This is a genomic window from Thermomonospora cellulosilytica, assembly GCF_014138835.1.
GTDB lineage: Bacteria > Actinomycetota > Actinomycetes > Streptosporangiales > Streptosporangiaceae > Thermomonospora > Thermomonospora amylolytica.
In genome coordinates this window covers 1292999-1317172 of sequence record NZ_JACJII010000001.1, presented here as the reverse complement: position 1 = coordinate 1317172, position 24174 = coordinate 1292999, and the positions used below count along the sequence as shown (strand labels likewise).

At 72.1% G+C, this 24174-nt stretch carries 24 protein-coding genes and 2 tRNA genes; 12 read left to right on the top strand and 14 right to left on the bottom strand.

The window, feature by feature from the left end; translation table 11 throughout:
* Window positions 1-46: 46 nt before the first annotated feature.
* The 10 genes from HNR21_RS06400 to HNR21_RS06355 form a co-directional block, all read right to left on the bottom strand.
* Window positions 47-721: an NUDIX hydrolase gene (locus HNR21_RS06400; protein ID WP_119726513.1), complete on the bottom strand. Its 675-nt coding sequence runs from the start codon at window positions 719-721 to the stop codon at window positions 47-49.
* A 109-nt stretch (window positions 722-830) separates the two neighbouring features.
* Window positions 831-1550: a hypothetical protein gene (locus HNR21_RS06395; RefSeq protein ID WP_157995669.1), complete on the bottom strand. Its 720-nt coding sequence runs from the start codon at window positions 1548-1550 to the stop codon at window positions 831-833.
* Window positions 1551-1820: 270 nt separating this feature from the next.
* Complete coding sequence (locus HNR21_RS06390; RefSeq protein ID WP_182704444.1) at window positions 1821-2495, bottom strand: lysophospholipid acyltransferase family protein; 675 nt, start codon at window positions 2493-2495, stop codon at window positions 1821-1823.
* A 335-nt stretch (window positions 2496-2830) separates the two neighbouring features.
* On the bottom strand, window positions 2831-3658 hold the full coding sequence (locus tag HNR21_RS06385; RefSeq protein WP_182704443.1) for a glutamate ABC transporter substrate-binding protein: 828 nt from the start codon (window positions 3656-3658) through the stop codon (window positions 2831-2833).
* Between the two features lie 22 nt (window positions 3659-3680).
* Window positions 3681-5171 carry a GlnX family signal transduction membrane protein gene (locus HNR21_RS35910; RefSeq protein WP_312880874.1) on the bottom strand — a complete coding sequence of 497 codons (1491 nt, stop codon included), beginning with the start codon at window positions 5169-5171 and terminating at the stop codon, window positions 3681-3683.
* A 6-nt stretch (window positions 5172-5177) separates the two neighbouring features.
* Window positions 5178-5933 (bottom strand): FHA domain-containing protein, encoded by a 756-nt coding sequence (locus HNR21_RS06375; protein ID WP_119726509.1) that lies wholly within the window; start codon window positions 5931-5933, stop codon window positions 5178-5180.
* A gap of 4 nt (window positions 5934-5937) precedes the next feature.
* A complete protein-coding gene (locus tag HNR21_RS06370; protein WP_119726508.1) occupies window positions 5938-7227 on the bottom strand; it encodes a vWA domain-containing protein in 1290 nt (429 codons plus the stop codon).
* Window positions 7228-7234: 7 nt separating this feature from the next.
* Window positions 7235-8275: a PP2C family protein-serine/threonine phosphatase gene (locus HNR21_RS06365; protein ID WP_246441996.1), complete on the bottom strand. Its 1041-nt coding sequence runs from the start codon at window positions 8273-8275 to the stop codon at window positions 7235-7237.
* Window position 8276: 1 nt separating this feature from the next.
* The gene (locus tag HNR21_RS06360) at window positions 8277-10631 is read right to left on the bottom strand and encodes a serine/threonine-protein kinase (protein ID WP_182704442.1); all 2355 of its coding nucleotides are present in this window, start codon (window positions 10629-10631) and stop codon (window positions 8277-8279) included.
* Entirely contained in the window at window positions 10631-11839 is a 1209-nt protein-coding gene (locus HNR21_RS06355) for a hypothetical protein (RefSeq protein ID WP_220500055.1), read from the bottom strand. Before HNR21_RS06355 ends, HNR21_RS06360 begins: the two co-directional genes overlap by 1 nt.
* Window positions 11840-12017: 178 nt before the next feature.
* Between HNR21_RS06355 and HNR21_RS06350 the strand changes: the two genes are divergently transcribed.
* Window positions 12018-12365 (top strand): hypothetical protein, encoded by a 348-nt coding sequence (locus HNR21_RS06350; RefSeq protein WP_182704440.1) that lies wholly within the window; start codon window positions 12018-12020, stop codon window positions 12363-12365.
* 4 nt (window positions 12366-12369) lie between these two features.
* Here HNR21_RS06350 and HNR21_RS06345 read toward each other — a convergent pair whose 3' ends face one another.
* From HNR21_RS06345 to HNR21_RS06335, 3 genes are all read right to left on the bottom strand, one after another.
* Entirely contained in the window at window positions 12370-12870 is a 501-nt protein-coding gene (locus HNR21_RS06345; RefSeq protein WP_182704439.1) for a YfbM family protein, read from the bottom strand.
* Window positions 12871-13016: 146 nt separating this feature from the next.
* Window positions 13017-13823 carry an MBL fold metallo-hydrolase gene (locus HNR21_RS06340; RefSeq protein WP_182704438.1) on the bottom strand — a complete coding sequence of 269 codons (807 nt, stop codon included), beginning with the start codon at window positions 13821-13823 and terminating at the stop codon, window positions 13017-13019.
* 469 nt (window positions 13824-14292) lie between these two features.
* On the bottom strand, window positions 14293-15129 hold the full coding sequence (locus tag HNR21_RS06335) for an undecaprenyl-diphosphate phosphatase (RefSeq protein WP_119726502.1): 837 nt from the start codon (window positions 15127-15129) through the stop codon (window positions 14293-14295).
* A 449-nt stretch (window positions 15130-15578) separates the two neighbouring features.
* On the opposite strand from HNR21_RS06335, the gene HNR21_RS06330 reads away from it, so the two are divergent.
* Both HNR21_RS06330 and HNR21_RS06325 read left to right on the top strand, forming a co-directional pair.
* A complete protein-coding gene (locus HNR21_RS06330; protein ID WP_119726501.1) occupies window positions 15579-16079 on the top strand; it encodes a DUF6790 family protein in 501 nt (166 codons plus the stop codon).
* An 87-nt stretch (window positions 16080-16166) separates the two neighbouring features.
* On the top strand, window positions 16167-16607 hold the full coding sequence (locus HNR21_RS06325) for a tyrosine-type recombinase/integrase (RefSeq protein WP_220500054.1): 441 nt from the start codon (window positions 16167-16169) through the stop codon (window positions 16605-16607).
* On the opposite strand, the gene HNR21_RS06320 is transcribed toward HNR21_RS06325, so the two are convergent.
* Window positions 16581-16653: transfer RNA gene (locus tag HNR21_RS06320), tRNA-Arg, on the bottom strand. The two genes, HNR21_RS06325 and HNR21_RS06320, sit on opposite strands and share 27 nt — an antisense overlap.
* Before the next feature lie 645 nt (window positions 16654-17298).
* Here HNR21_RS06320 and HNR21_RS06315 point away from each other — a divergent pair.
* The 9 genes from HNR21_RS06315 (at window position 17299) to HNR21_RS06280 (ending at window position 24041) form a co-directional block, all read left to right on the top strand.
* Entirely contained in the window at window positions 17299-18207 is a 909-nt protein-coding gene (locus HNR21_RS06315; protein ID WP_182704437.1) for a GH25 family lysozyme, read from the top strand.
* A 377-nt stretch (window positions 18208-18584) separates the two neighbouring features.
* Window positions 18585-19691, top strand: coding sequence for a glycerophosphodiester phosphodiesterase (locus HNR21_RS06310; RefSeq protein ID WP_182704436.1), 1107 nt, complete (start codon window positions 18585-18587; stop codon window positions 19689-19691).
* 138 nt (window positions 19692-19829) lie between these two features.
* Complete coding sequence (locus HNR21_RS06305) at window positions 19830-20219, top strand: hypothetical protein (RefSeq protein WP_119726498.1); 390 nt, start codon at window positions 19830-19832, stop codon at window positions 20217-20219.
* Between the two features lie 149 nt (window positions 20220-20368).
* Window positions 20369-20458: transfer RNA gene (locus tag HNR21_RS06300), tRNA-Ser, on the top strand.
* Window positions 20459-20959: 501 nt separating this feature from the next.
* On the top strand, window positions 20960-21403 hold the full coding sequence (locus HNR21_RS06295; RefSeq protein WP_312880873.1) for a lamin tail domain-containing protein: 444 nt from the start codon (window positions 20960-20962) through the stop codon (window positions 21401-21403).
* A 174-nt stretch (window positions 21404-21577) separates the two neighbouring features.
* Complete coding sequence (locus HNR21_RS06290; protein WP_312880872.1) at window positions 21578-21955, top strand: VOC family protein; 378 nt, start codon at window positions 21578-21580, stop codon at window positions 21953-21955.
* Between the two features lie 12 nt (window positions 21956-21967).
* Window positions 21968-22114, top strand: coding sequence for a hypothetical protein (locus tag HNR21_RS36295; RefSeq protein ID WP_312880871.1), 147 nt, complete (start codon window positions 21968-21970; stop codon window positions 22112-22114).
* The gene (locus tag HNR21_RS06285) at window positions 22107-22910 is read left to right on the top strand and encodes a MerR family transcriptional regulator (protein ID WP_182704435.1); all 804 of its coding nucleotides are present in this window, start codon (window positions 22107-22109) and stop codon (window positions 22908-22910) included. Before HNR21_RS36295 ends, HNR21_RS06285 begins: the two co-directional genes overlap by 8 nt.
* Window positions 22911-23312: 402 nt before the next feature.
* Window positions 23313-24041, top strand: coding sequence for a DUF1963 domain-containing protein (locus HNR21_RS06280; RefSeq protein WP_182704434.1), 729 nt, complete (start codon window positions 23313-23315; stop codon window positions 24039-24041).
* Window positions 24042-24174 lie beyond the last annotated feature (133 nt).

Below are 24174 nucleotides of genomic sequence, written 5' to 3'. Positions count from 1 at the left end.
CTCCAGGGGGATGACGGGTGGGTGCCCTAAGCCTACGAAACCCAGTTCAGGGCCGTGGCCGCAGCATCGGGGGACGCAGCTGCTCGGCGTCCCCGCGCCGGTAGAGCTGGGCGGGCCGGCCGCCGTCGCGGGTGGTGGTGCGGCCGGTGGGGATCAGGAAGCGGTCCGCGCCGGTGACCTTGCGGTGGAAGTTGCGGGGATCCAGCGGGGTGCCCCACACGATCTCGTACACCCGGCGCAGCTCGGCCACCGTGAACTCCGGCGGGCAGAACGCCGCCGCCAGCGAGGTGTACTCCAGCTTGGCGCGGGCCCGTTCGATCCCGTCCCGCAGTATCCGCCGGTGGTCGAACGCCGCCCTGTCGCGCTCGACCAGCTCCTCCACGCACCGCCACAGCACCTGCGCCCTGCTGGAGGCGGGCAGGTCGGGCGCCAGCCCCAGATAGGCCACGCTGACCACCCGCTGGCGGGGATCGCGGTCCGGATACCCGTAGGTGGCGAGCTGCTCCAGGTGGATCCGCACGTCCTCCAGCCCGGCGCGCTCGGCCATCAGCCGCGCCGCCGCCACCGGCAGGTCCTCGTCGAGCTGGATGAACCCCCCGGGCAGCGACCAGCACCCGTCATAGGGCGGCCGGTCCCGCCGCCACACCAGCGCGCACAACCGTTGCTCGCGCACGGTCAGCACGACGAGGTCCACGGTGACGGCGACCCGGTGCACGGTCATGACTGAACGTTAGCGCGCGCTCCTGACGCTCGCGCCCGTTCATGCCGCGGCGGAGCCGGGACATGAACGGGCGCACGGGAGCCGGGACGGAGGCGGCGCAGGCCCGCCGTCAGGGGAGGATGCGTTCGGCGTGGTCGTAGGTCTGGCGGGCCAGTTGCTCGGCCTCGGCGCGGGTGACCTTGGGGCCGTAGACGGCGACGGTGGCCAGGTAGCCGCGGCCGCGCATGACCGCGTACCAGGTGTTGACCGCGGTGTCGCCGCTGGTGGTGGAGACGCCCAGGATCCGCGAGGCCATCCCCACGTTGCCGGCGCCGGCCTCCACGACCTGGTGGTCGGACCAGCGCGGGCCGACCCTGGTGCGGAACCGCTTGCAGTCCTCGGGGGCCCGGACCCGGACGTACCGCTCGGCCACCTCGTCGGGAACGGACATCAGGGTCGCCGACGCCGACTGGCCGGGGCCCTTGGCGAACTGCACCACCGCGGCCGGCACCGCCCGCAGCGAGGCGTCGGAGGCGGTCGCCGCCCCGGTCATCTCCCGGCACCGCGGCTTGTCGTAGGTGATCTCGTTCCGGAGCTGGTTGAAGTTCTGGATGCCCCTGAGCGCCCCGTACTCCCCGGCCTCCGGCTCCCCGACCCGCCGATACCCCACCAGCTCGACCGGCAGCGCCTCCCGGAGCTGCGCCGCGGTGTACCCCCCGGGCGGCCCGCCCTGCTGCGCCGCCCGCGTCTGGGCGCTCTTCCCGTCGTCCCCACCACCACAGCCCGTGGCCAGCAGAGCACTCGCGATCACGATCGGCGAGACGACACGGACGCTACGTGACAAGACCATGCCCGCGACCATACTCGCGCCCCACCCCCCGACACACCGTTCACACCCGGCGAGCCCCCTCCCAAGAGGAACGGCCACCACTCCCGGCTCACTGTGGACCCTGCACCCGAAGGTCCTGAAGGCCACCGCGAGCGGGCCCGCGTGGTCGTGAGGAGGAACGGGTCAAGATCGCTCGTTCCTCGCGATCTTGACCCGCGACGACGAACGGCCGCGCGTCAAAGGCCCGCTCGCCGCCGCGCCGGAGGCGCGGCAATCAGACCCGCGCGGCAATCAGCCCGCGGACTGGTTGTAGGTGCCGGCGTAGTCCTGGCCGGAGAGCTTCTGGATGGTCTCGACGATCTCGTCGGTGATGATGCGGCGGGCCTTGGCCGGGGGCAGGTCCTTGTAGTGGGAGAAGTCCATGACCGGGCCGATGCGCACGACGGGGCGGGGGCGGCCGGGCCAGACGACGCGGGGCAGGGACGCGCCGACGGGCTGGACGGTCTCGGTGTTCTGCAGGCCGATGGGCAGGACGCGGGCGCCGGTGGCCAGGACCAGCCAGCCGGTGCCGGTGCGGCCGCGGTAGAGGCGGCCGTCGCGGGAGCGGGTGCCCTCGGGGTAGATGGCGAACGCGCCGGAGTTCTGCAGGACCTCGACGGCCTGCTCGAGGGCGCCCATGGCGGCGCGCTGGGCGCCGCGGCGGATGGGCATGTGGCCCAGGGTGGTCAGGAACCAGCGGACGAAGCGGCCCTTGAGGCCGGGCTGCTCGAAGTACTCGGCCTTGGCGATGTAGGTCACCGGCCGCGGGATGACCAGCGGGATGATGAAGCTGTCGATGAACGACAGATGGTTGCTCGCGATGATCAGCGGCCCGTAGGCCGGCACGTTGTCCAGGCCCTCCACCTGTGGCCGGAAAAGCAGCCGAAGGATCGGAGCCACCACGCGTGCCATGAACGTATAGAACACCCGACCTCCCGAATTCCGCACGGCCACTGTAACGCCCCGCCCGAACGGCGATCGCATCGGCACCGCCGTCATGTCCGGCTGGCCGCCAGGTGACGGAGAACGTTCCTACCAGCGCGTATGGTGCCGATCGGGCCGGGTCCTCAGGTGGTGCGGGGCCGCGGTCCGGGTGACGGCCGCCACTCGGGAAGGGTTCGGGAAATCCTCCGCACTACTGGACGGTATGTCCAGCCCGGGAACGGTTGAATGCTTTACGACCGGTCCCGGATCCGCCGCGGCCGTGGCACGAATTCCGAAGAAGCCTCATTTCTACCGATCGGTCATGAATGACCGCCCGCTCAGCCGCAGCCCTCGAACTGCGGCACGCTGGTGGTCGGCTGCAGCGTGGTCCGCCCGAACCACTTGTCCAGCAGCCGCGCCGCCGTCCCGTCCTGGTACATCTCGGTGAGCGCCCGGTTGATCGCCTCGCAGCCGTCCAGATCCCCCTTGTGCAGCCCGATCCCGTACTTCTCGTCGGAGATCGGCGCGTTGACGATCATGACGGCGTTCCCGTGCCGGGCGGCGAACCCGGCCAGGATCAGGTCGTCGGTGCTCACCGCGTCCACCCCGCCGCTGATCAGCCGGTCGACGCAGTCGCTGTAGGAGGTGGTCTCCACCAGCCGGGCGGGCACCCGGCGCTCCTCGGTCACCCGCCGCCAGGAGTTGGACCCGGCGACCTTGCACAGCCGGCGCCCCGCCAGGTCCCGCACGTTCCGGACCACGGCGTCACCGGCGCGGACCAGCGTGTCCTGGTGCGCCACGTAGTACGGCCCCGCGAAGGTGACCTTGGTCTTGCGGCTGGCGGTGATCGAGTACGACGCCACCACCATGTCCACCCGCCGCTGTTCCAGCACCTGCTCCCGCACGTTCGACGGGGTCTCGGTGAAGCGGACCTCGTCGCCGGTGAAGCCCAGCCTGCCCGCCACGTACCGGGCCACGTCCACGTCGAACCCGGCGAACGTGCCGTCCGGCTGACGCAGCCCCAGCCCCGGCTGGTCGGCCTTCACCCCGATCGTCAGGGTCCTCCCGTCCAGGATCGACTCGTCCTCACCGGTGCCGCAGCCGGTCACCAGGCCCGCGGCCAGGACGGCCGCCGAGACCAGCGCGGCGGTACGGGGGATGCGCATGTTCCACCTCCGGTGCAGCGGCTCAGCGGTACTCGGCCAGGCGGGGCCGGACCCCGAGCAGGATCAGGACGACCAGGACGGCGGACGCGGCGGGCAGCGCGACGTTCCAGCCCCGCAGTCCCCGGTCTCCCCGGCGGATGGCGTCGTCGAAGGTGGCGCGGTGCATCCGGGCCAGGTCCACCAGCGCGGCGTCGTACCGGGTGAACTCCTGCGCGTTCAGATGCAGGGTCAGCGCCTGCCCCGGCTGACCGGACGTCACCATCTCCCGGACGGAACGGTCCTTGTGCTGGAACGCCCGGTACCGGTCCAGGACCTGCGCCACGGCGGCGGCCTCCGCGCTGCCGGGCCGCGCCGCCCGCGCCTGGTCGCCGAAGAACCCCAGGAACGTCACCCGCGGCTCCGACCGGTAGGAGTTCACCGCCCCGTCCAGGTTGGCGTAGTAGTCGGCCAGGCTCTTGGTCCGTTCGGCGTCCAGGTACAGGATCGACTGGGACTTGTCGAAGTACACCTGCTCGTAGGTGTCGCGGCGCACCGGGTCCAGCAGGTAGCGGCTCTCGTCGGCGTACGCGCTGTTGCCGATCGCCCGCGCCCGCGACAGCGCCAGCACCGAGTCGAACCCGTCCTCCTTGGCCGTGCGCAACCGGTCGGCCTGCGCCCCGACCAGCCCGGCGACCAGCGCCGTCAGCACCACCGTCCCGAGCGTGGCCAGCGCCAGCGCCGGGTTCAGCAGCCGCCGGAACCGCCGCGTCAGGTACACCTGGACGGCCACCAGCACCACGACCACCGCCAGCCCCGCGCCCAGCACCCACAGCCGCCCCGCCGCCAGCGAGGAGTGCTCGGTCTCGTAGGTCCTGCGGACGATCGACCCGCTCTCCAGCGTCAGGTTGTAGGCCTGCGGCAGCAGCTTGACCTTCATCAGGTCGGTGGCCTGCCGGTACAGCGCCAGCACCTCCTCGGACGGCGGCCCGGCCGGGTGCGCCCGCTGCTGGTCGAGCTGCATCGCCTGGGCGGCCAGCCGCTCGTACTGGCCGAGCCCGTCCAGCACCGCGCGGACCGTGCGCTGCTCGGTGCGGTCGTCCCCGGCGAGCTGGGCGGCCTGCAGCAGCGCCTGGTTGGCCTCGGTGCGGCGCTGCTCGTACAACCGCAGCGAGGCGTCCCGGCCGCGCCCCAGGTCGTGGTCGCGGCCCAGCAGCAGCACGTTGGCGACCTGCGCGTCCATGTCGTTCAGCGCGAAGAACAGGTCACCGGTCGCCACCACCTGCGGGCCGGCGTCGTGCCCGATGGTCTCCAGGCCGTCGCGGGCGTTGCCGATCGCCCAGGCCGCCGCGCCGAACAGCGCGCCCACCGCCACCACCGACACCAGCGCCATCGCCCGGATCCGGGCCGGCACGGTGCGCAGATGGATCCGGCGGGCCAGCCGCCGGACGGTGCCGGGCCGCGCGGGACGCGCGGGAAGGGCCGGATCGGGGACGGCGGGCGCCGGTCCCGCCGGGGGCTGCGTGGTCACCGTCACGGCGGGTCACTCCTTCCGCAGGGTGATGGTGGTCCAGGCGCCGACATGGATGCGGTCGCCGTCGTGCACCGGCACCTCCTCGTTGAACGGGATCGGCTCGGTGGACCCGTTGATGGTCGTGCCGTTGGTGGAGCCCGGGTCGACCAGCACCCAGGTGCCGTCCGGCCGGGCCATCAGGACGGCGTGGATGTGCGACACCCCGGGGTCCTCCGGCGGGGTGCTCAGGTCGATCTCGGGGACGAAGCCCCGCGAGGCGCTGCGCCGCCCGATCCGCACCTGCCGCCCGACCAGCATGTACCGGCGCTGCGGGGCGAACGGCGGGAACTTCAGCGACGCGCCGTCCGGGCCCAGGTCGGCCAGCACCGTCTCGAAGTACTCCCGGTCGGCCGACACCACCGCCGACCAGCCCCCCGGCGCGGGCCGCTGCACCGGCCGCTGGTAGATCGGGGCCGGCACCGCCGGGGCGGCGGCCTGCTGCTGCGGCTGCGCGGGCACCCCGGGGAACTGCAGGGTCGGCCGGCTCACCGCCGGCCGGTTGCCGGTCTCGAAGTCGTACCCGCAGGTCTCGCAGAACCGCCCGGTGCGCGGGGCGGCACAGGCCGGGCAGGGCTCGTCGCCGCCGTCCGGCCCGCCGGAGGGCCCGGCCGGCGGATCGCCGCCGGGCGTCGGCGCCGGCGCGGGCGCGGCCCCGGCCATCAGGTCCCCGCAGACGTCGCAGTAGTCGTCCGCGACGGAGGAATGGCCGTTCGGACAGGTCGGCATGGCGTCAGCCTCCGTCCTTGCGGGTGCGCACCGTCTTCGTCGACCGGGTGTCGAGGGACATCTCGTCGGCCTTGTCGACGTTCTTCTTGAGCCGGACCGTACCGGTCGCCGGGTCGACGACGTCCACCACACGGTCCAGCAGCCGTTCGATCTGCTCGTTGCCGGCCTGCCTGGCCAGCACCACCGCCCGGCCCAGCCGGGCCGTCGCGGTGTCCAGGTCGCCCTCCCGGCGGGCCGCCAGCCCCTCCTGGATCGCCTCGGCCAGCTCCGCCTGCCCGGTGTAGCCCGCCACCCGCGGGTTGATCTGGGTGGACTTGGCCTCGTCGTCGGTCCACTCGGCGAGCACGTTCCCCGTCGCCAGCACCTGCTCGCCGCCCGCGCCGTCCGGGGCGACCAGCTTGATCCAGGCCGCCCGCATCTGCCGGCCCACCTCGCCCGGCGGGACCTGCACGCAGACGTGGTAGTCGCGGATCTCGTCGCCCCACGAGCCGGTCGGGTAGTCGCCGGACTGCGGGGCCGACTCCACCCGCCGGTCGGTCAGGTCCTCCAGGCTGGGCGCGACCTGCTTGACGAACTTCAGCACCCCGTTCTGCGGCGTCCACACCCGCAGCGCCACGTCGGCGACCGCCTTGCCCATCGCCTTCTCGGCCATCGCGCGGAAGTCGGCCTCCAGGTCGCGCGGGTCGGCCACGATGTCCACGCCGCCCAGCATCGCCGAGGCGATCTTGCGCAGCTCGGCGACCTCCCAGTCGGTGCCCACGCCCCGGCAGTCGCACACGAAGCCCCCGTCCACCGCGGCCAGCGCGGCGTCCAGCTCGGCGGCGGTCTCGTGCTGGTTCTTGCCGTCGGTGAGCAGGATGGCGTGCCGCACGCCCGCGCCGTGCCGCGACATCAGCTTGTGCGCCATCCGCAGCCAGGAGCCGATCGCGGTGCCGCCGGCCGCGTCCAGCCGGCCGATCGCCGCCTTGGCCTCCTGGCGGGTCCGCGGCGAGACCACCGCCAGCGTCTCGTCGGCCGGGTAGACCGGCCGGGCGAAGTTGAACCCGGCCACCACCGCGAAGTGCACCCCGTCGCGCAGCGCGTCCACCGCCGCCTTGGCCGCCCGCTTGGCCTCGGCCATCTTGCCGTCGAACGACATCGACCCGGAGGTGTCGATGATGATCACCTCGGCGGCCGGGGCGCCCGAGGCAGCCGGGCCCGCGCCGGTGGCCTCCACGGTCACGATCGCGTGCACCTCGCGCCCGCCCTCGGGCAGGTAGCGGTTCTGGTCGACCTTGATGGTGAACTCGGGCATCGCTCGTTCAGCTCCTCGCCTGGCCGGGAACGTGGGGGACCGCCGCGGGCGGCGGGAAGGGGATCAGCACCACCGTGACGTTGTCGTGTCCGCCCGCGTCCAGCGCCGTGCGCACCAGCTCGCCGGCGATCTGGCGCGGCGGCCGGGCGGGGTCGCCGGCGCGGGCCCGGTGCACCGCCTCGGCCAGCTCGGCGGCCTCCGGCAGGTAGTTCCACAGCCCGTCGGTGCACACCGCCACCACGCCCGGCCCGCCCGGCTCGAACGTCTCCACCCGGGGCCGCAGCTCACCGGCGTCGGCCCCGAGCCAGGCAGTGAGGGTGTGCGCGCGCGGGTCGGCGTGCGCCTCGGCGGGCGTCATCACCCCCAGCTCCACCATCCGCGCCGCCCACGAGTCGTCCGCGGTCAGCGCGGCGGACGGGCGGGCGCCGGTGCCGTCGGAGATCCAGTACGCCCGGCTGTCCCCGACCCAGCCCACGGTGACGGTCCCGGCGTCCACCACGGCCGACACGTACGTGCAGGCGGGGGCGTCGTGCGGGGAGGCGGCCAGCGCGGCGACCGCCTTGCCCGCCCGCAGGACCGCCGCCCGGGTCGCCGTCTCGGCGTCCGCGCCCGCGGTGAGCTGGGCGGTCAGCATCGCCGCCCCGGTCTCGGCGGCGATCTGCGAGGCATCCTCGGGGCGGGGCGCCGACGACACCCCGTCGCACACCACCGCGATCACCCGCCCGGCGGCCTCGGCGACCGCCATCGCGTCCTCGTTGCGGCTGTGCCGGTGGCCCCGGTCGCTGATCCCGGCCGCCGCCGCGGTCCCGGTCTCCACGTGCTCGCGCCCGCTGGGCTGCCGCAGCCCGCACTGCCCGCAGAACCCGTCGCTGATCTCGGTGCTCCCGCACTCCGCGCACCCCGCCGGGCGCTGCGGGCCCGGCGGCGGGGCGGCCGGGGGCACGCCGCGCAGGGGGATGCCGCAGGACTCGCAGAAGCCGTGGTGCGGCAGGACGGGATCCCCGCAGTCCGGGCAGCGGGTGGCGGCCTCCATCTCGCTTCCGGCCATGTCAGAACAGCGTCCGCGGGCGTACGGCGTTGGCCCGGTGCACCAGCCGGTGCCTGTCGCCGGCGCGGTCGGCGAGCCTGGCCAGGTTCCGGTAGGCGGCCTCCAGGCTGCGGCGCAGCGCGTCCTCCCGCAGCGGAACGCCCAGCACCTGCGGCCCGTCCGGCGGCGGCCGGTGGTGCAGAGTCCAGCGCAGCGCGGCCTCCAGGACCTCCGCGGTGAACAGGCCGGCCCGTTCGGCGTCCAGCTTGTGGTCCCGTTGCAGGTCCGCCAGCCGCCGCCCGGCGTCCATCAGGTCCGGCTGCGTCAGCTCCTCGGGGGTCCGCCCGCGCACCGCCGCCGCCACCGCGGCGAGCTGCGCGGCCACATGGTGGGTGGAGATCCGCGGCACCGAGTCCAGGATGCGCACCGCCCCGGCCCGGTCCCCCATCGCCAGCCGCACCCGCGCCGCCCCGAACGCCGCGCTCACGTAGCCCGGGTCGGTGCGCGCCACCATGTCGTAGAAGTAGGCCGCCGCCGGCAGGTCCCCGCCGCACTCGTGGGCGAACGCCAGCGCCAGCTTCGGCGGCAGCTCCCCCGGCAGCAGGTCGTACAGGCCGTCGAAGAGCTCCACCGCCCGCATCCGGTCCCCGGCCGCCAGCGCCGCCAGCCCCTCGTACCAGTCCAGCCGCCAGTCGCCCGGCAGCGTGGTGCGGTCCAGCTCCTCCAGCAGCTCGGCGGCCTCGGCGAACCGCCCCCGCTCGATCCGGACCCGGACCAGCATCAGCCCGACCTCTGGCGACCGCACCGGCGCCGCCTCCAGCGCCGCCTCCAGGTCCGCCGGATCCCGCGCCGTCAGGCCCGCCAGATAGCCCGCCGCCGGGTCGCTCCCGCTGACCTGCGGCGCCGGCAGCGCGCTCGCCGCGGCCCGGGCGTCCACCGGCGGCAGCACGATCCGCTCGTCGGTCCCGGTGACGATCTCCGTGCCCGCGGTCTGCGGCTCGGGCCCGAACAGCGTCGAGGCGCCCGGCCGCGGCCGCCCGTCCTCGCCGGCCAGCACCTCCCGCAGCACCCCGGTGAGCTGCTCGGCCATCTCCGCCGCGTCCTGGAACCGGGCGTCGGGGTCCTGGTGCGTGGCCCGCAGCAGGAACCGGTGGAACGACTCGTGCCGCCGGAAGAGCGGCACCTCCTCGCGCGGCGGCAGGCTGGTGGCGTACCGGCCGGTGTAGCCGCGGAACGGGAAGCTCAGCACCGCCAGGGTGCGCGCCACCGTGTACAGGTCGGAGGTGACCGACGGGCCCTCGGTGGCGATCTCCGGGGCCTGGTAGCCGACCGTGCCGAAGATCGGGCTGTCCTCGTCGTCGATCCGCCGCACCCCGCCCAGGTCGATCAGCTTGAGCTGCTCCTCGGACTGGATGGCGTTGTCCGGCTTGAAGTCGCAGTACAGCAGGCCCCGGCTGTGCAGGTAGCCCATCGCGCGCAGCACCTCCAGGCCGTAGGCGATCACCTGGGGCAGCGGCAGCGCCGCGTCCTCGCCCTGCTCCCTGCGCAGCCGGGACAGGATGTCCTTGAGGGACTGCCCGCCGACGTACTCCATGACGATGTAGCCGACGAGCTCCCCGGTCCGCGGGTCCGGGTGCTGCACGAAGTTGTAGATCTTGACGATGTTGGGGTGGTCGACCTGCGCCAGGTAGGCCCGTTCGGCGGCGGCGGCCTGCATCGCGTCGGCGTCGCCGGAGTCCAGCAGGCCCTTGAGCACCCGCCAGCTGTCGCTGACGTTCTTGTCCCGCGCCAGGTAGATCCAGCCCAGCCCGCCGTGCGCCAGGCAGCCCAGCACCTCGTACTGGCCGCCGACCAGGTCGCCGGGCTGCAGCTTGGGGGCGAACGAGTAGGCGTGCCCGCACTTGGGGCAGAACCCCTCGGTCCGCCCCGGCCGGCCGTCGCGGCTGCGGCCCACCGGCTCGCCGTCGACGCTGCAGAACCGGCGGTTCTCGGGGACCTCCGGGTTGCGCATGACCGCGGTGGCCGGGTCCCGGTACGGAACGGGCGGCACCTCCACCAGGCCCGCGCCGAGCATCCCGCGCCGCGAGGACCCGGAGGAGCCGGTGCGCCCGGTGCGGGCGCTGCGCCCGGAACCCGTCCGGCCCGAGCCGGTACGGCCGGAGGTCGAGCGGCCCGAGCCGGTGGAGGGCGTGGACGAGGGCCTGGTGGGCGGGGCGGGTCGCATGTGGTCGGGCTGCGCGGCGGCGATGCCCGGCGTGGCGTCGGGGGCGCTCCTGGGCCGGGGAACGGCGGGGGCGGGCTCGGGGGCGAGGCCGTCGACGTTGCAGAAGCCGTCCTCGATGTAGCCCGGGCAGCCAGGCCTGGTGCACTTTTCCATCAGTCCGTCCCGGTTTCGAGGGATCTGAGCACTCGCTGGTACTCGGCGAGCACGACGGTGGCCTGCCGCAGGTCGCAGGGCGCCGTCCACAGCAGCGCGCGGGCCCGCTCCTGGAGCCGGGCCAGCTCGTCGTGCTCGGCGAACCCCAGGCGCGCGGCCTTCACCCGGTAGGCGTCCAGCCTTCCGCGCAGCTCGTCGCGGCGCTCCAGCAGCCCGGCGCTGAGGGCCCGGGCGCGTTCGGCCTGCTCGCGGGCACCGGCGACGCCCGCCTCCAGCTCGGCCAGCCGGGCGGCCAGGTCGGGCCAGCGCCCGGCGGCGCGCAGCGCGGCCAGGGAGTCCAGCCGTTCCCGCAGCACGGGGACGGGGTCGGCGGGCTCCGGCACACCGGGATCGGCGATCTTGACCTGGACGGTCCGGTGGGCGCTCCGGGCGTCGGCGACGGCCTGGGCCAGGGCGCCCAGCCCGGCCTCGAGGGCCGCGACCCTGCCGTCGTACCCGGCGCGCAGCCGGGCGGCCTCGGCGAGGGAGCCCCGCACCGCCGCGAGGTCCTCGCGCAGCGTCTCGATCCGCCCGGGATCGGCCCGCCCGTCCCTGACCAGCGCCAGCGGATCGGTCCGGACCGTCTGCCCGGCCGCGGCCAGCTCCCGGCCGATCCGGTCCAGTTCGGCGTTGCGCCCCTCGCCCAGCGACTGCGCCAGCCGGACCGTCTCCCGCCACTCCTCCTCGGCGGCGTCCAGCGGCCCCAGCAGCGCCTCCCAGGCCGCGTCCACGGCCGAGACCAGCTCGATGACCTCCTGGTACGCGGCGGTCATCCGCTCCTTGGCCTCGTCCAGGGTGTACCTCTCGCGGGCCGGTCCGAGCAGGGTGCGCCGCCGCAGGGGGATCTCGCCGTGCGGGGACTCGACGGAGGGGCCGGTCAGCAGGTCCGTCAGCTCCCGGAGCGTCGCCTCGTTCGGCCGCCGCCGGCCGAGACCGGCCGCCTTGTCCAGCACGTCCTGGCACACGTTCTGGTACGCGTCGAACAGCCGCCACAGGAAGGTCAGCGCGGCCTGGGCCCGCTCCCAGCTGTCCCGCGTGCCCCCGGTCAGGCGGGCGCCCTTGAGCAGCCGGTGGCCGTGGTGGTTCTCCAGATCCAGCAGCGAGGCGGAGATGCGCTCCCGCTCGTCGTGGAGCGTGGCGAGGGCATGGTCGACCGCCTCCCGACTCATGGGCGCCGCACCCTTGCCAGTCACCGCCGCTCCGCGCCGTCCGCCTCTGTTAAAGCCTCCACCTTGGGACGCTCGTGGTGAACCCTTCGTTCAGCTTTCCGCACATTGTCCCGATCATCTGTGAACGATGACACTGTCGGCCGCTGCGCCGTCGCCCGCCCACAGGTACCGTCCGGGCATGCGCATGCCCGAACTGACGGACCTGATCTGGCTCTTCGAGGACCCGCCGACCCCCATGGAACCCGACCTGAGCTGGCCCTGGGGGCTGCACACGTTCCGGCTGACCCGGGGCTCCCGCTCGGTCTCGTTCTCCCTGGACCCCCAGGCCGGCGAGGCCTACCTGATGCTCTACGAGTCCGACGAGCTGCTGCTGTCGCTGGGCAGGCTGCGGACCCTGAGCCATCTGACCGTGGAGAAGGACGCCCTGATCCTGCACTTCGCTCAGGACGACCTGGCCCCGCTGACGCTGCGGACCCATCCCGTGCCGAGCGTGACCTGGCCCGTCCGGCCCGCGGGCTCCCGGTGACCCGTCAGCCGAGATACGCGATCATCCCGTGGCCGGCCTGAGCGGCGGCGGCGAAGTACCGGACCAGCCCGTCGTAGTGCTCCCTGAGCATCTCCACGCCGTCCCGATCCCAGGGCCCCAGGTAGGCGCCCGCCAGCGCTCCCTCGTCGAACGCGTCGAGCAGCCTGTCGAACGCGACCGCGCCGAGCCCCTCGGCGATCGAACGCACCTGCTCGACGGTGAGCGCCCGCGGCCGGTCGTAGGACCACACCTCGCCGAACGGCGTCCCTCCCAGGAACGGGCACGTCTCGAACGGCGCGGCCCGATGCAGCAGGATCCGCATCGCGTCCCACGTCTTGTCGACGTCGTATCCCCGCCGGTCGGCCTCCGTGACCTCGCCGTCCAGGACCGCGTCGAACTCCCCCTCCAGGAGGTCGTCGGTGAACTCCTCCGCCCACTCGGGGTCGGCCAGCGCACGCTCCAGTTCGACCGGCGTCATCCGCACGTATTCGGCGACCATGCCCATGGCGCCGCACCCTAACGAGCACCGCTGACAAACGACCTCGACGATGCGGCCGTGCGCAGGGCACCGTGTCCGCCGCCTCCTGCGGGGATGACGCTGATCGCGTTCCGCTGCGTCCGGTCCGGCGGCCGTACGCGGAACGAGCGGTCTCAGGCGTGCCGCGGCTCCATCTCCGCGAGCATCTGCTGGAGGGCGGCCTGGTCCGGGCCGACGAAGGGATCCGCGTCCGGGGCTTCCGCCAGGGTGTCGAGCAGTCCCTTCGTCGTGTGGTGCGCCGGCGGCAGATGCGTGCTGAGCACGGTCGGCGGGTCGAGGCGGCGCAGCGGTTCCAGCGACGCGTGGAAGGCGGCCCGGTCGACCTGGGTGATCCAAGGGCTGTCGACCGTGGCCCACAGCCGCTGGCCGGCGGTCAGGTCGTCGGGCGGGATCTCGGCGACGTCGTCGGCCTGGGCGAGCCCGGCGTCGGCCATCGGCGCCCCGAAGCAGTCGGCGCTGAAACAGGTCCCGGCGAGGTCCTCGTACATCCCCGTCGTCGCGGGGTTGTCGTAGACCGGCGGGTGGAAGACGGTGATCCGGCGGTCGCCGAGGTCCAGCGACTGCCCCGGGTTGAGCAGGTGCACCCGGTCGAGCGGGACCGGCCGTTCCAGCGACAGGATGCCCGCGCCCAGGAACGTGGTCACGAGCTTGGCGGCGGGCGCCGCGTCGAGGATCTCGTAGAGGCTGCCGGTGTGGTCGCGGTCCGGGTGCGTCAGGTAGATCCACCGCAGATCCGCGGGATCGACCTGCTCCCACAGCGCCCGCAGGAACTCCGGGCTCGAACCCCGCAGCCCGGTGTCGACGACCATCGGCTGCTCGGCGTGCAGGACGTAGGCGTTGACGGGCAGGAAGCCGAGCCCGGGGACCGGGAAGGCGTCGGCCAGTTCGACAACGTCGGGGGCGGGTCGCAGGATGCGCATCGTGCCCTCCTTCGACATGGGCGGAACGAGCGGAACAGCCGGAACGGTGTCCGCACCGCGGGAACGAGGAGCGCACGATCATCGTCGTGCCGGACAGTGCGAATGAGGGGAGTCGACGCACGGCGGCGGTGCCGCCGTTCCGGACGGCATCACGGGTCGCGCGGAAACGGTCAGGCCGGCTCTCGCCCGCACCGAGCAGCCGCACGCCGCCCGGCTCGCCGCCATGTGTTCACTTTTCCTGACCTGTCAGACGCTTCTCCTCCCCCGCCGCCCTGTCAAGACCGGCACGGGCCGCCTGCTCGCAGTGCCGTCAAAGGCGGCCGGCGCGTACGGCGGGGCCTGCTGACGGGACAGGCCGCATGCCCACCGCGCCGGGCGGGCATGCGGCCTGTTCCATGGAGGTTCTCGTTCGGCCGGCAGGGGATCCGGGCCGCCGGTCGCCGATCGCCGGTGGCCAGGAGGCCGGTGGTCAGGAGGCCGCGACCGTGCCGGTCGCGACCAGCGCGAGCACGATGACGCCGAGGATCACCCGGTACACGATGAAGACGGTGTAGGAGTGCTTAGCGACGAACTTGAGCAGCCAGGCCACCGCGACGTAGGCCACGACGAAGCTCACCGCCGTGGCGGTGAGCGTGGCGGGCCATCCCACGCCGCGCGAGATGGCGTCGTACTCGTCGACGACCTGGAGCGTGCCGGCGGCGGCCAGCGCGGGGACCGACAGGAAGAACGACAGCTTGGTGACCGTGACCCGGTCCAGGCCGCGCAGCAGACCGGCGGACATGGTGGCGCCCGAACGGGAGACCCCCGGGATCAGCGCCAGGCACTGGACCAGCCCGATGATCAGGGTGTCCTTCCAGGTCACGTCCTTCTCGTTGCGGATCTGGGTGGCGGTCCGGTCGGCGAAGTACATCACCCCGCTCCACAGGATCAGCGCCGACCCGACGAACCAGAGGGTGCGCAGCGTCGTCTCGATGTGGTCCTTGAACAGCAGGCCGACGACGCCGATCGGGATCGCGCCGAGGATCACCGCCCACGCCTGGCGGTAGTCGACGTCGTCGCGGTACTCGGGGCGGGTCACGCCCCGCAGCCACGCGCCGATCAGCCGCGCGAAGTCGGACCGGAAGTAGATCAGGGTCGCCAGGACGGCGCCGACCTGGATGATCGCGGTGAACGCCGTGATGTCGGGATCGTCGGGGGAGTATCCGAGCAGGCTCTCCAGAATCGTGAGGTGCCCGGTGCTGGAGATCGGCAGAAACTCGGTCAGCCCCTCCACGGCACCGAGGAAGACCGCTTCCAGGATGTTCAAGGTGTGACCCTCATGTTCGTTCGTCGGTGTATGCCACGACGCGGGCACGGCAGTCCACCACAGCCGGCTGGACTTCGCTGCTCAGGGGGTGTGCGCCGCGCGCCATGAAGCTCCGCGCAGGCGACGGCCGGCCCGAGGAACTTCTTCAGCGCCAGCAGAGACAGTACTGATCAACGCCGCCCGGGCAAACCCGCCTTCGAGCACTGCTCGCACCTTACTTTGGTCGAGCCCCCCGACGGGCGTGACCTGGCACTCATCACCCGGCCCGGTCCGCTGCCCCACCACCCGGCCTTTCAGACCGGCCCCCGCACCCGGCCACATCCGTCGTGGGCGCAGGGCGGCCGGCGCCTGCCGCAGGTTGGCGGCAGCAGCCGACCGAGCGCCCCTCCCCGAACCCGTCCGATGACCGTAAGTAAGCTCATCATCACTGAACGTTCGGGGGGTGGAGTGTGGAGACACTTTTGCTGCCGGTCGTCGCGCTCATCGGGGCGACCGTCCAGTGGCGCAGGAGCAAGGCCAGGCCCAGGGGAGCCCTCGCCGCCGACATCTACCTGGTGTGGTGGCTGGTGGTGGCCGTGGGGGTCGGGGGGCTCCTGGGGGCGGGCGCCCACCTCTTCGACGGCCCCGCCACCGCGGAGGAGATCGGATACACCCGCGGAAACGGCGGATTCCAGTTCGAGAACGCGATGGGCGACCTGTCGATCGGCGTCGCCGCCGTCATGTGCCTGTGGTTCCGCGGCGGCTTCTGGCTGGCAGTGATCGTCGTCCTGTCCATCCAGTACCTCGGCGACGCCGCCGGCCACTTCTACTACTGGCTCGCCGAAGGCAACACCAAGCCCGGCAACATCGGCCCTCCCCTGTGGATCGACCTCATCCTCCCCCCGGTGGCATGGGCGCTGTACGCCGCGTCCTGCCGCGCGGGCGGCGACGCCGTTCCCCGCCTCCGCTGACGACCACAACGCACCTGCAGCATCCGCCCGATTGCACCTGCTCAAGCAGAATGGCGGCGGCGACTGGGCCGTGGCGAGTGCGTTGACGTGGGAGCCGACGCGACGGGCGGAGATGCGTTCGGCCGTTCCGGTCGGGCGTTCACCACCCGCACGGGGCGCCCGATCGAACCCCGCACCGTCAACCGGGCGTTCGAATCCCGTTGCACCGCCGCCGGCGTCAAGGTGATCCGGGTTCATGACACCCGTTACACCTGCGGCAAACTCCTGACCGACCTCGACGTACACCCGCGGGTCGCCATGCAGATCCTGCGGCACAGCCGGATCAGCATCGCCATGGAGATCTACACCGAGGTGCCCTCAGAGGACACCCAGGCGGCGCTCAAGCGGCCCGGCGCCCACCTGGGGGGCCACGATCCCGTACGGCGGTGTAGCTGTAATCAGATGCTGTACCCACAACGCAAAGGCCCCCCGCGAAGATCGCGAGGGGCCTTTGACCTGGTGCGCAGCCGAAGGGATTCGAACCCCTAACCTTCTGATCCGTAGTCAGATGCTCTATCCGTTGAGCTACGGCTGCTTGGTCGCCCTGTGACCAGGGGGTCTGTTGCTGCTGGAGATTCTAGCAGGTCCGCACATAGGCGGCAGACCATGTGATCTCCGCGCCGCAACACCCACAAGTGTAGGGCACTCGGCGCTGTGGCCCGAACCTTCGGAGGCCTGGCACGGCCGGTTCTCCGGCCGCGGAGGCCGCTGCGGCGGAGCCTCGGCCGCTCCCGCCGCCCTGCGTCCGCGCTGCTGGTGCCGACCATGGTCGGCTCGTGGGCGCTCGCGCTCAAGATCGCCGTGTCCGAGTGCGTGATCGGCTCGTACACGTGCGCTGACCGGGCGTTCGCCGCTTGGCTGACCGGCCGCGGCCAGCCCGCCGACACCGGGCGCATTCGGCCGCTGGGACGGTGGCGGCGCTCGATCGCTGCCTCAGGGCTTGCGACGAGCACTCGAAGGCGTCCGTCTCTCCCTACCTCTTCTTGGTGTGAAGGGCGGGAACACCAGCCGCAGGACCGAATCCGGAGGTCTGTCGGATATGTCTCCGTGGTGGAGAAGGTACTCGCCGGTGGTCGGATCCGGACCGTCGAGGGGAACACTGGTAACGCAGTGTGGTGACGCGTCCGCTCGGTGAACGTCATCGCCGGGTACGGGCGACCGGACCAGGAAGGAGTCGGCGATGCTGTTCGGTGTCGACGTGGCCTCCTACCAGGGCCGTCCGGACTGGCCGCGCGTGCGTGCGGCGGGGATCGGGTTCGCCTTCTCCAAGGTCACCGAGGGTGTGGACTACAAGAACCCCACCTGGGGGCACAACAAGGCCGGGATGCTCGCGCTCGACGGCGAGTTCCTGCCGGGCGCCTATCACTTCCTGCGGTCCGACTCCGATCCCGTCGCCCAGGCCCGGCACTTCCACCGGGCCGCCGGCGACATGGACCGGTTCGCGGTCGCCCTGGACGTGGAGCCGTCCGGCGACTCGCGGCCCACCGCGGCGCAGGCCCGCGCCTGGGTGGCCGAGTACAAGCGGCTGAGCGGGGGGCATCCCGTCATCGGATACTTCCCGCGCTGGTACTGGGCTCAGGTCGGCCGGCCCAACCTCGGGTTCTTCGACAGCATCTGGCAGAGCCAGTACGTCGACGGCGCCGGAAGCCCGGCCGGCCTGTACGACAAGGTGTCCGCATCCTGGTGGAACCCGTTCGGCGGCGAGCCGGTCAGCATCCTGCAGTACTCGAGTTCGGCGACCGTGCCCGGCATCCCCGGCCGGTGCGATATCAACGCCTACCGCGGCACCGCCTCCCAGTTGAAGGCGCTCGCCCTGGAGTCCGCACCCGCGCCGGAGCCGAAGCCGGCCGTCAAGGCGCCGAAGTGGCCGGGCCGGTACCTCACCCAGCCGCCCGTCATGCGCGGGGACGACGTCCGCCAGTGGCAGGCCAGGATGCGCGAACGCGGCCGGCAGATCAAGGCGGACGGTGTCTACGGGCCGCGTTCCGAGGAGGTCTGCCGGGCGTTCCAGGAGGAGAGGGGCCTGGAGGTGGACGGTGTCGTCGGCCCGGAGACCTGGCGGCTGACCTGGGAGGCGCCGATCGCCTGAGCCGGCATGCCGGCCGGTGCGCAATCGGACGGCCCGCACTCCGTTTCGATGTCCTTCCCGGGCACATTGCCCATGACCTGTGCCGACGCGTCAGCCGTCCCTTGAGGTGTCCGTACATCGGATCGCGCATTGGTGCGGAACGGCCTGCGTGTTCGCGTGTCCGCACATCGGCGTGATCCGTGGTCGGATGCCCTGTCCGTTGAGCTGCGGCCGCCTGCCAGAGCAGGGCATGCCGGGCCCTGCGGCCTGGGACGAATCGGTTCCGTGGGGTGGGGTGGCGGGACGGTCAGGTGGTGTTCGGCTGGGCGTCGGGCCGGGGACCCGTGACGGCAAGGTCGCGGCCATAGCTTCCGGGCGCACCGGAACGGAGGTAGGGCATGTCTCGAATGACGCGTGTGCTGGCCGGAGGGTTGGCCGCGGCGGCTGTGGCGGGTGTCTGTACGGCGGTGGCGGGCGGGGGTTCTCCCGCGGCGGCCGACCGGGCGAGCGAGCCGGTGGTGATCGGGCACCGGGGGGCCAGCGGGCTGCGGCCGGAGCACACGCTGGCGGCGTACCGGATGGCGATCTCCCAGGGCGCCGACTACATCGAGCCGGACATCGTGGCGACGAAGGACCGCCGTCTGGTGGCGCGGCACGACAACTGGCTCGCGGACTCCACCGACGTGGAACAGCACCCCGAGTTCGCCGACCGCAGGAAGACCAAGACCGTGGACGGGGTGACCCGTACCGACTGGTTCACCGAGGACTTCACGCTGGCGGAGCTGCGGACGCTGCGCACCGAGGAGCGGATCCCGGCCACCCGGCCGGACAACGTCGTGTTCAACGGGCTGGAGCCGATCCCGACCCTGGAGGAGGTGCTGGAGCTCGCCCGTCAGCACGGCGTCGGCGTGTACCCGGAGACCAAGCACCCGACCTACTTCGACGAGCTGGGGCTGTCGATGGAGGAGCCGCTGGTCGCGACCCTGCGCAGGTACGGCTTCGACGGACCCGGGGACGGGGTCTACATCCAGTCGTTCGAGACCGCCAACCTGCGGGACCTGGCCAGGATGACCAAGGTGCCGCTCGTCCAGCTGATCAACGGGTCGGGCGCGCCGTACGACTTCGTCGAGAGCGGCGACGGGCGGACCTACGCGGACCTGGTCAAGCCCGAGGGCCTGAAGTGGATCGCCTCGTACGCCGCCGGGATCGGGCCCGCCACCAACCTGCTCATCCCGGTCGACTCCACCGGCCGGCTCGGCAGGCCGACCACGCTGGTCCGCGACGCGCACCGGCGGGGCCTGACCGTGCACACCTGGACGATCCGGAACGAGAACGAGTTCCTGCCCGCCGACCACCGCCAGGGCAACGCCACCGCGCCCGGCTACCGTTCGGCGACCGGTGACGTGGGCGGCTGGGTGACCCGCCTGTACCGGCTGGGCGTGGACGGCGTGTTCTGCGACGACCCGTCGGCCTGCGTGGGCGCCCGCACCGCCGCGTACGGCTGATCCATAACGAAAGGCGGAACGCGGGAACCGATCGCCGCGGCGCAACGACAAAAGGGGTGATCGGGGCGCGGTCTCCAGGCCCGGCCATCGGGCGGACCCCGTCCCGCACCCGACCCCCGAAGAAAGCGAGCAGCTCCCATGCGTCTGCGGACCACCCTCGGCGTACTGGCCATCGGCGGTGCGATGCTCACCTCCACCGCCTGCCTCCCCGGCCTGACCAGCAGCGCCGAGCAGAAGACGGCGTGCGCCAACATGCTCCGCGAGCTCCAGGCCATCCCCTCGAAGGTCTCCCAGAACCTGACCAACCCCACCGCGGCCGCCCAGGTGTACGACGACGCGGCCGGCACCCTGCGTTCCGAGGGCCAGAAGGCCGGCGGCGACGTCCAGACGGCCGCCGAGAAGGTCGCCAACGACCTGGAGGATCTCGGCCAGACCCTCCGCGACGCCGGCAACGGCAACCCCAGCATCCCCGACACCAGCAAGATCACCAGCAGCGGCGCCGAGCTCGAGCGGGCCTGCAACAACTGACCTCCGCAGACCGGTCGCGGCCCGGGCCCGGCGGCCCGGCCCGCGACCGGCACTTCCCGAGCACGGCCACCTCTGGCTACCCTTGGTTTCCCCGAGCGCTTTGCCGCCCGGACCATCGCCCGGTAGCCTGTTTCCGGCTACTGAGCCCAGGAGGATTCGCCTAGTCAGGTCTATGGCGCCGCACTGCTAATGCGGTTGAGGCTTACCGCCTCTCCGGGGTTCAAATCCCCGATCCTCCGCCGCCGACCAGCGGGGACACCTCAAGCGGGTGTCCCCGCTTCGTCGTCTCAGACGATCTTCCGACGGCACTGCCGGCACACTGCTGGCACAAACGGCGGGCGGCGTCCTCGGCGGTCTTCGCGCGGCCACGGCGGGGCACGAACGCCGCGATCTTGGCGGCCACGCCGCAGGTCGTGGAACCGGATCGGGGCAGCGGTCCGCCGTCCAGGGAGGCCTGGACCTTCTCCGGCGGGATCCGGTGTCGCCGCGCCATCCAAGGGGAGGAGCGCGCCCATCCTGCCGATCCCCGCAGCCGTGCCCGCCCGCCGTGAATCTGCCGACCCCCTCTGGCCACGGCCTTCACCTCGGCAAACGGGTCGAAGACCGCACTCCGGAACGTGGCCGCCACCGCGCGGACGTCTATAGAGGGCACCCGGATGACACCGGAGCCCGGCCAATTACGGCCAGATACGTCCAACAATCCGCTTGTCGATAGAGTTCACAAGCAATACCGTTGCAGCGTGCGCAAACTCATCACCACGGCGGTCGCCGCCTGCGCCGGCGCCGCCGTCCTCATGTCGCCCACGGCCGCCGAGGCCGCCCCGGCCATCCAGATCTACCGGGTGTACTACAACTCCCCCGGCAGTGACACCGGCTCCAACAGCAACCTGAACGCCGAGTGGGTGCAGATCATCAACCGCGGCACCACGTCCCGGCAGCTCAAGGACTGGAAGATCAAGGACAAGACCGGCTACACCTACACCTTCGGGTCCTTCACCCTGGGGGCGAAGAAGACCGTCACGGTGCACACCGGCAAGGGCACCAACACCGCCTCGCACCGCTACTGGGGCCGGTCCTGGTACGTGTGGAACAACAGCGGGGACACCGCCTACCTGCGCAACCCGTCCGGAACGCTGATCGACTTCTGCTCGTGGGGCAGCAGCGGCAGCTCCAAGTACTGCTGACATCCCGTGGGGCCCGGCGCCGCCGGGCCCCACGGCCCACCCACGGCTCACCAGCGGTTCCGACCGTGGCGCCGAGCAGCCACAGCAGATGTGGCGAACGCCGAGAAGCAGCTGGAACAGACAGACCACACGCACCTTGACCCTCACGTTGCGTGAGGCTGGAGGGTGGGGTGCATGAGCGACTACTTCGACGCGTTCGAGATGAGTCCCGTGCCCCCTCCCGGCCCGGATGCGGTTCCGCCGGAGCCGTTCCGTGGCATCTATGGAATGCCCGCGTTCGCGACGATCCCCACGAGCGATCTGGCGGCGTCGGTGGACTTCTGGACTCGTGGGCTCGGGTTCTTCGAGCTGTTCAGCATCCCCGGCAGGCTTGTGCATCTGCGCCGGTGGGCGTTCCAGGACGTACTCCTGGTCACGGCGGGAAGCGTTCCGGAGCAGGCACCGGCGATGAGCGTCAGTTTCGCGTGCGTGCTCAGCCAGGTCGATTCCCTCGTCGCGGCCTGTCGTGCGTTGCGCCCGGACTCGGTCGACGGTCCACGGGACACTCCCTAGAACACCCGCGACGTGGAGGTGATCACCCTCGAGAACGCCCGGATCGTCTTCACCGCGGCCAAGCCCTTTGATCCGGCCAGTCAGGAGGCGCGGAACCTTGCAGCCGTCGGGATCACCCCACCCGGCTTCGGTCGCGGCGACAATGAGGGGCATGCCTGATGCCGCTGACGCCGATGGCCTGACCGTCGGGCAGGTCTCGACGCGTCTGGGCGTGACGGTCCGCGCGCTGCACCACTGGGACGAGATCGGTCTGGCGCGACCGTCGCTGCGCACGGCCGCCGGATACCGGCTCTACACCGCCGGTGACCTGGAACGCCTGCACCGCATCGTCGTCTACCGTGAGATCGGTCTCGGCCTGGACGAGATCCGGGCCATCTTGGACGACTCGACCGCGGACGTGCCCGGCGCATTGCGCGCGCAGCGCACCCAGGTCGCCGAACGGATCGGCCGACTCCGGCGGCTCAGCGCGGGACTGGATCGGATGATCGACGCCCACGAGCGCGGCCTGCTGCTGACCGCCGAGCAGCAGGCCGCGATCTTCGGCCCCCGGTGGAACCTGGACTGGCCCGCCCAGGCCCGCCGGCGCTACGGGGACACGACGCAATGGCGGCAGTACGCCGAACGCTCGGCCTCGCGCGGCCCGCAGGAATGGCAGGCCATCGCCGACGCCATCACCGGCCTCGAACGCGCCCTCGGGGATGCGATGGACGCCGGCGTCACACCTGGCAGCCCAGAAGCGAATCAACTCGTCGAGCGGCACCGCGAAATCTTCGCTTCGTACTTTCCCCTCACCAGGCAGATGCAGGTCTGTCTGGGCCGCATGTTCGAGGCCGATCCGGGATTCGCCGCCCACTACAACGGCATCCGCACCGGCCTCGCCACCTGGTTCCGTCGAATCATCGACGCCAGCGCACGCGCCCACGGCATCGACCCCGACACCGCGACCTGGCAGTAGAGCGGGGTCCGGAAGCCCGCACCCGTGGGAGCGTCCGACGCCTTCACGAACCCGGAGATCCTCCCGACCCACGCAAACGCCCGCCCGGCCCCTCGCGGAAGACGGCTGATCGTTGAGCGATCCCCTGCGGGCCGGAAACAGCTGCGGGGCGGGGCCGTGGGAGAGGGCCGTTCGGTAGTGCGCGACGGCGTTGCGCAGCACTGTCGGTCGGAGGTCCTATGGTGTGCCGATCGGCAGGACCGGTGACGATCGGAGGCATCAAGCATGGGACTGACGACGCCCCCGCCGCCCTTGGACGTCGCGGAGCTCTTTCCCGAACTGGCCGGCCTGAGCAGGACCAGCGTCCGGTTGCACCCACGTCGTGGAGCCCCGTCCCCGGCCGACAGTTCTCTGGGCGGACCGTTGCTGTGGCCTGCGGACGAGCCCTGGCCGTTCTGCGGGTCCTCCGAGCATGAGGATCTTCCGGGCTCGCAGCCGATCGCGATGGTGCCGATCCTCCAGATCTACGCCCGGGACGTCCCCGAACTGCCGTTCCCGGCCGCCACCAACCTGTGCCAGGTGTTGTGGTGCCCCTTCGTCCACGAGTACGACTACCGGCCCGTGGTGCATGTGAGCTGGCGTGACTCCAGCACCGTCACCGAGGTCCTCGCCCACCCGCCCCAGCCGGCAGCAAGCGAGGAGGGGCTCCTTCCGAAGCCCTGCACGTTGTCTCCCGAACGGGTGACGGAGTACCCGGCCTGGGAGTTGCCGGAGGAGGTGACCGAGAAGATCCGCGCGTGGCAGGAGTCCCGGCAGCGCAATCCCGACGGGTGGGAGTACGACTATCACCTGGCGGTCGCCCCCGGAACGAAGGTCGGCGGGTGGATCTCCTGGATCCAGGCCCCGGAGACGGTGACGTGCGACCAGGGCCACCAGATGCATCACCTGCTGACGATCGCCAGCTGGGAGCACGAGCCCGGGAGCGCGCAGAGATGGACTCCGCTCCAGGAGCGTCATCTCCTCGGCCCGGACTTCGATCCCAACCGGCTGAGCCCCACCGGCCTCCTGATCGGTGACGCCGGATCGATCTACCTCTTCACCTGCCTGCAATGCCCCGACCGTCCCGTCGAAGGCGTCAGCCAGTGGTCGTGAACCCGTCACAACACGCCCGGAGCATCCGGCTCGGAGCCGAGAATCGATCCAGCCCTGCCGGCATGAGAACCACACCGAGCCGCACGACCGATTCACCAACGACGGCCGCCCACCTTTACGCGCTTATCAGCGG

Excerpts from the sequence above, each read along its gene's own strand:
- HNR21_RS06310 (WP_182704436.1), top strand. The coding sequence starts at position 18,585 with ATGTCTCGAATGACGCGTGTGCTGGCCGGAGGGTTGGCCGCGGCGGCT.
- HNR21_RS06365 (WP_246441996.1), bottom strand. The coding sequence starts at position 8,275 with ATGGCCGGAAGCGAGATGGAGGCCGCCACCCGCTGCCCGGACTGCGGG.
- HNR21_RS06400 (WP_119726513.1), bottom strand. The coding sequence starts at position 721 with ATGACCGTGCACCGGGTCGCCGTCACCGTGGACCTCGTCGTGCTGACC.
- HNR21_RS06350 (WP_182704440.1), top strand. The coding sequence starts at position 12,018 with ATGCGCATGCCCGAACTGACGGACCTGATCTGGCTCTTCGAGGACCCG.
- HNR21_RS06340 (WP_182704438.1), bottom strand. The coding sequence starts at position 13,823 with ATGCGCATCCTGCGACCCGCCCCCGACGTTGTCGAACTGGCCGACGCC.
- HNR21_RS06355 (WP_220500055.1), bottom strand. The coding sequence starts at position 11,839 with ATGAGTCGGGAGGCGGTCGACCATGCCCTCGCCACGCTCCACGACGAG.
- HNR21_RS06315 (WP_182704437.1), top strand. The coding sequence starts at position 17,299 with ATGCTGTTCGGTGTCGACGTGGCCTCCTACCAGGGCCGTCCGGACTGG.
- HNR21_RS06290 (WP_312880872.1), top strand. The coding sequence starts at position 21,578 with ATGAGCGACTACTTCGACGCGTTCGAGATGAGTCCCGTGCCCCCTCCC.
- HNR21_RS06370 (WP_119726508.1), bottom strand. The coding sequence starts at position 7,227 with ATGCCCGAGTTCACCATCAAGGTCGACCAGAACCGCTACCTGCCCGAG.
- HNR21_RS06345 (WP_182704439.1), bottom strand. The coding sequence starts at position 12,870 with ATGGGCATGGTCGCCGAATACGTGCGGATGACGCCGGTCGAACTGGAG.
- HNR21_RS06395 (WP_157995669.1), bottom strand. The coding sequence starts at position 1,550 with ATGGTCTTGTCACGTAGCGTCCGTGTCGTCTCGCCGATCGTGATCGCG.
- HNR21_RS06385 (WP_182704443.1), bottom strand. The coding sequence starts at position 3,658 with ATGCGCATCCCCCGTACCGCCGCGCTGGTCTCGGCGGCCGTCCTGGCC.
- HNR21_RS06285 (WP_182704435.1), top strand. The coding sequence starts at position 22,107 with ATGCCTGATGCCGCTGACGCCGATGGCCTGACCGTCGGGCAGGTCTCG.
- HNR21_RS06305 (WP_119726498.1), top strand. The coding sequence starts at position 19,830 with ATGCGTCTGCGGACCACCCTCGGCGTACTGGCCATCGGCGGTGCGATG.
- HNR21_RS06375 (WP_119726509.1), bottom strand. The coding sequence starts at position 5,933 with ATGCCGACCTGTCCGAACGGCCATTCCTCCGTCGCGGACGACTACTGC.
- HNR21_RS06360 (WP_182704442.1), bottom strand. The coding sequence starts at position 10,631 with ATGGAAAAGTGCACCAGGCCTGGCTGCCCGGGCTACATCGAGGACGGC.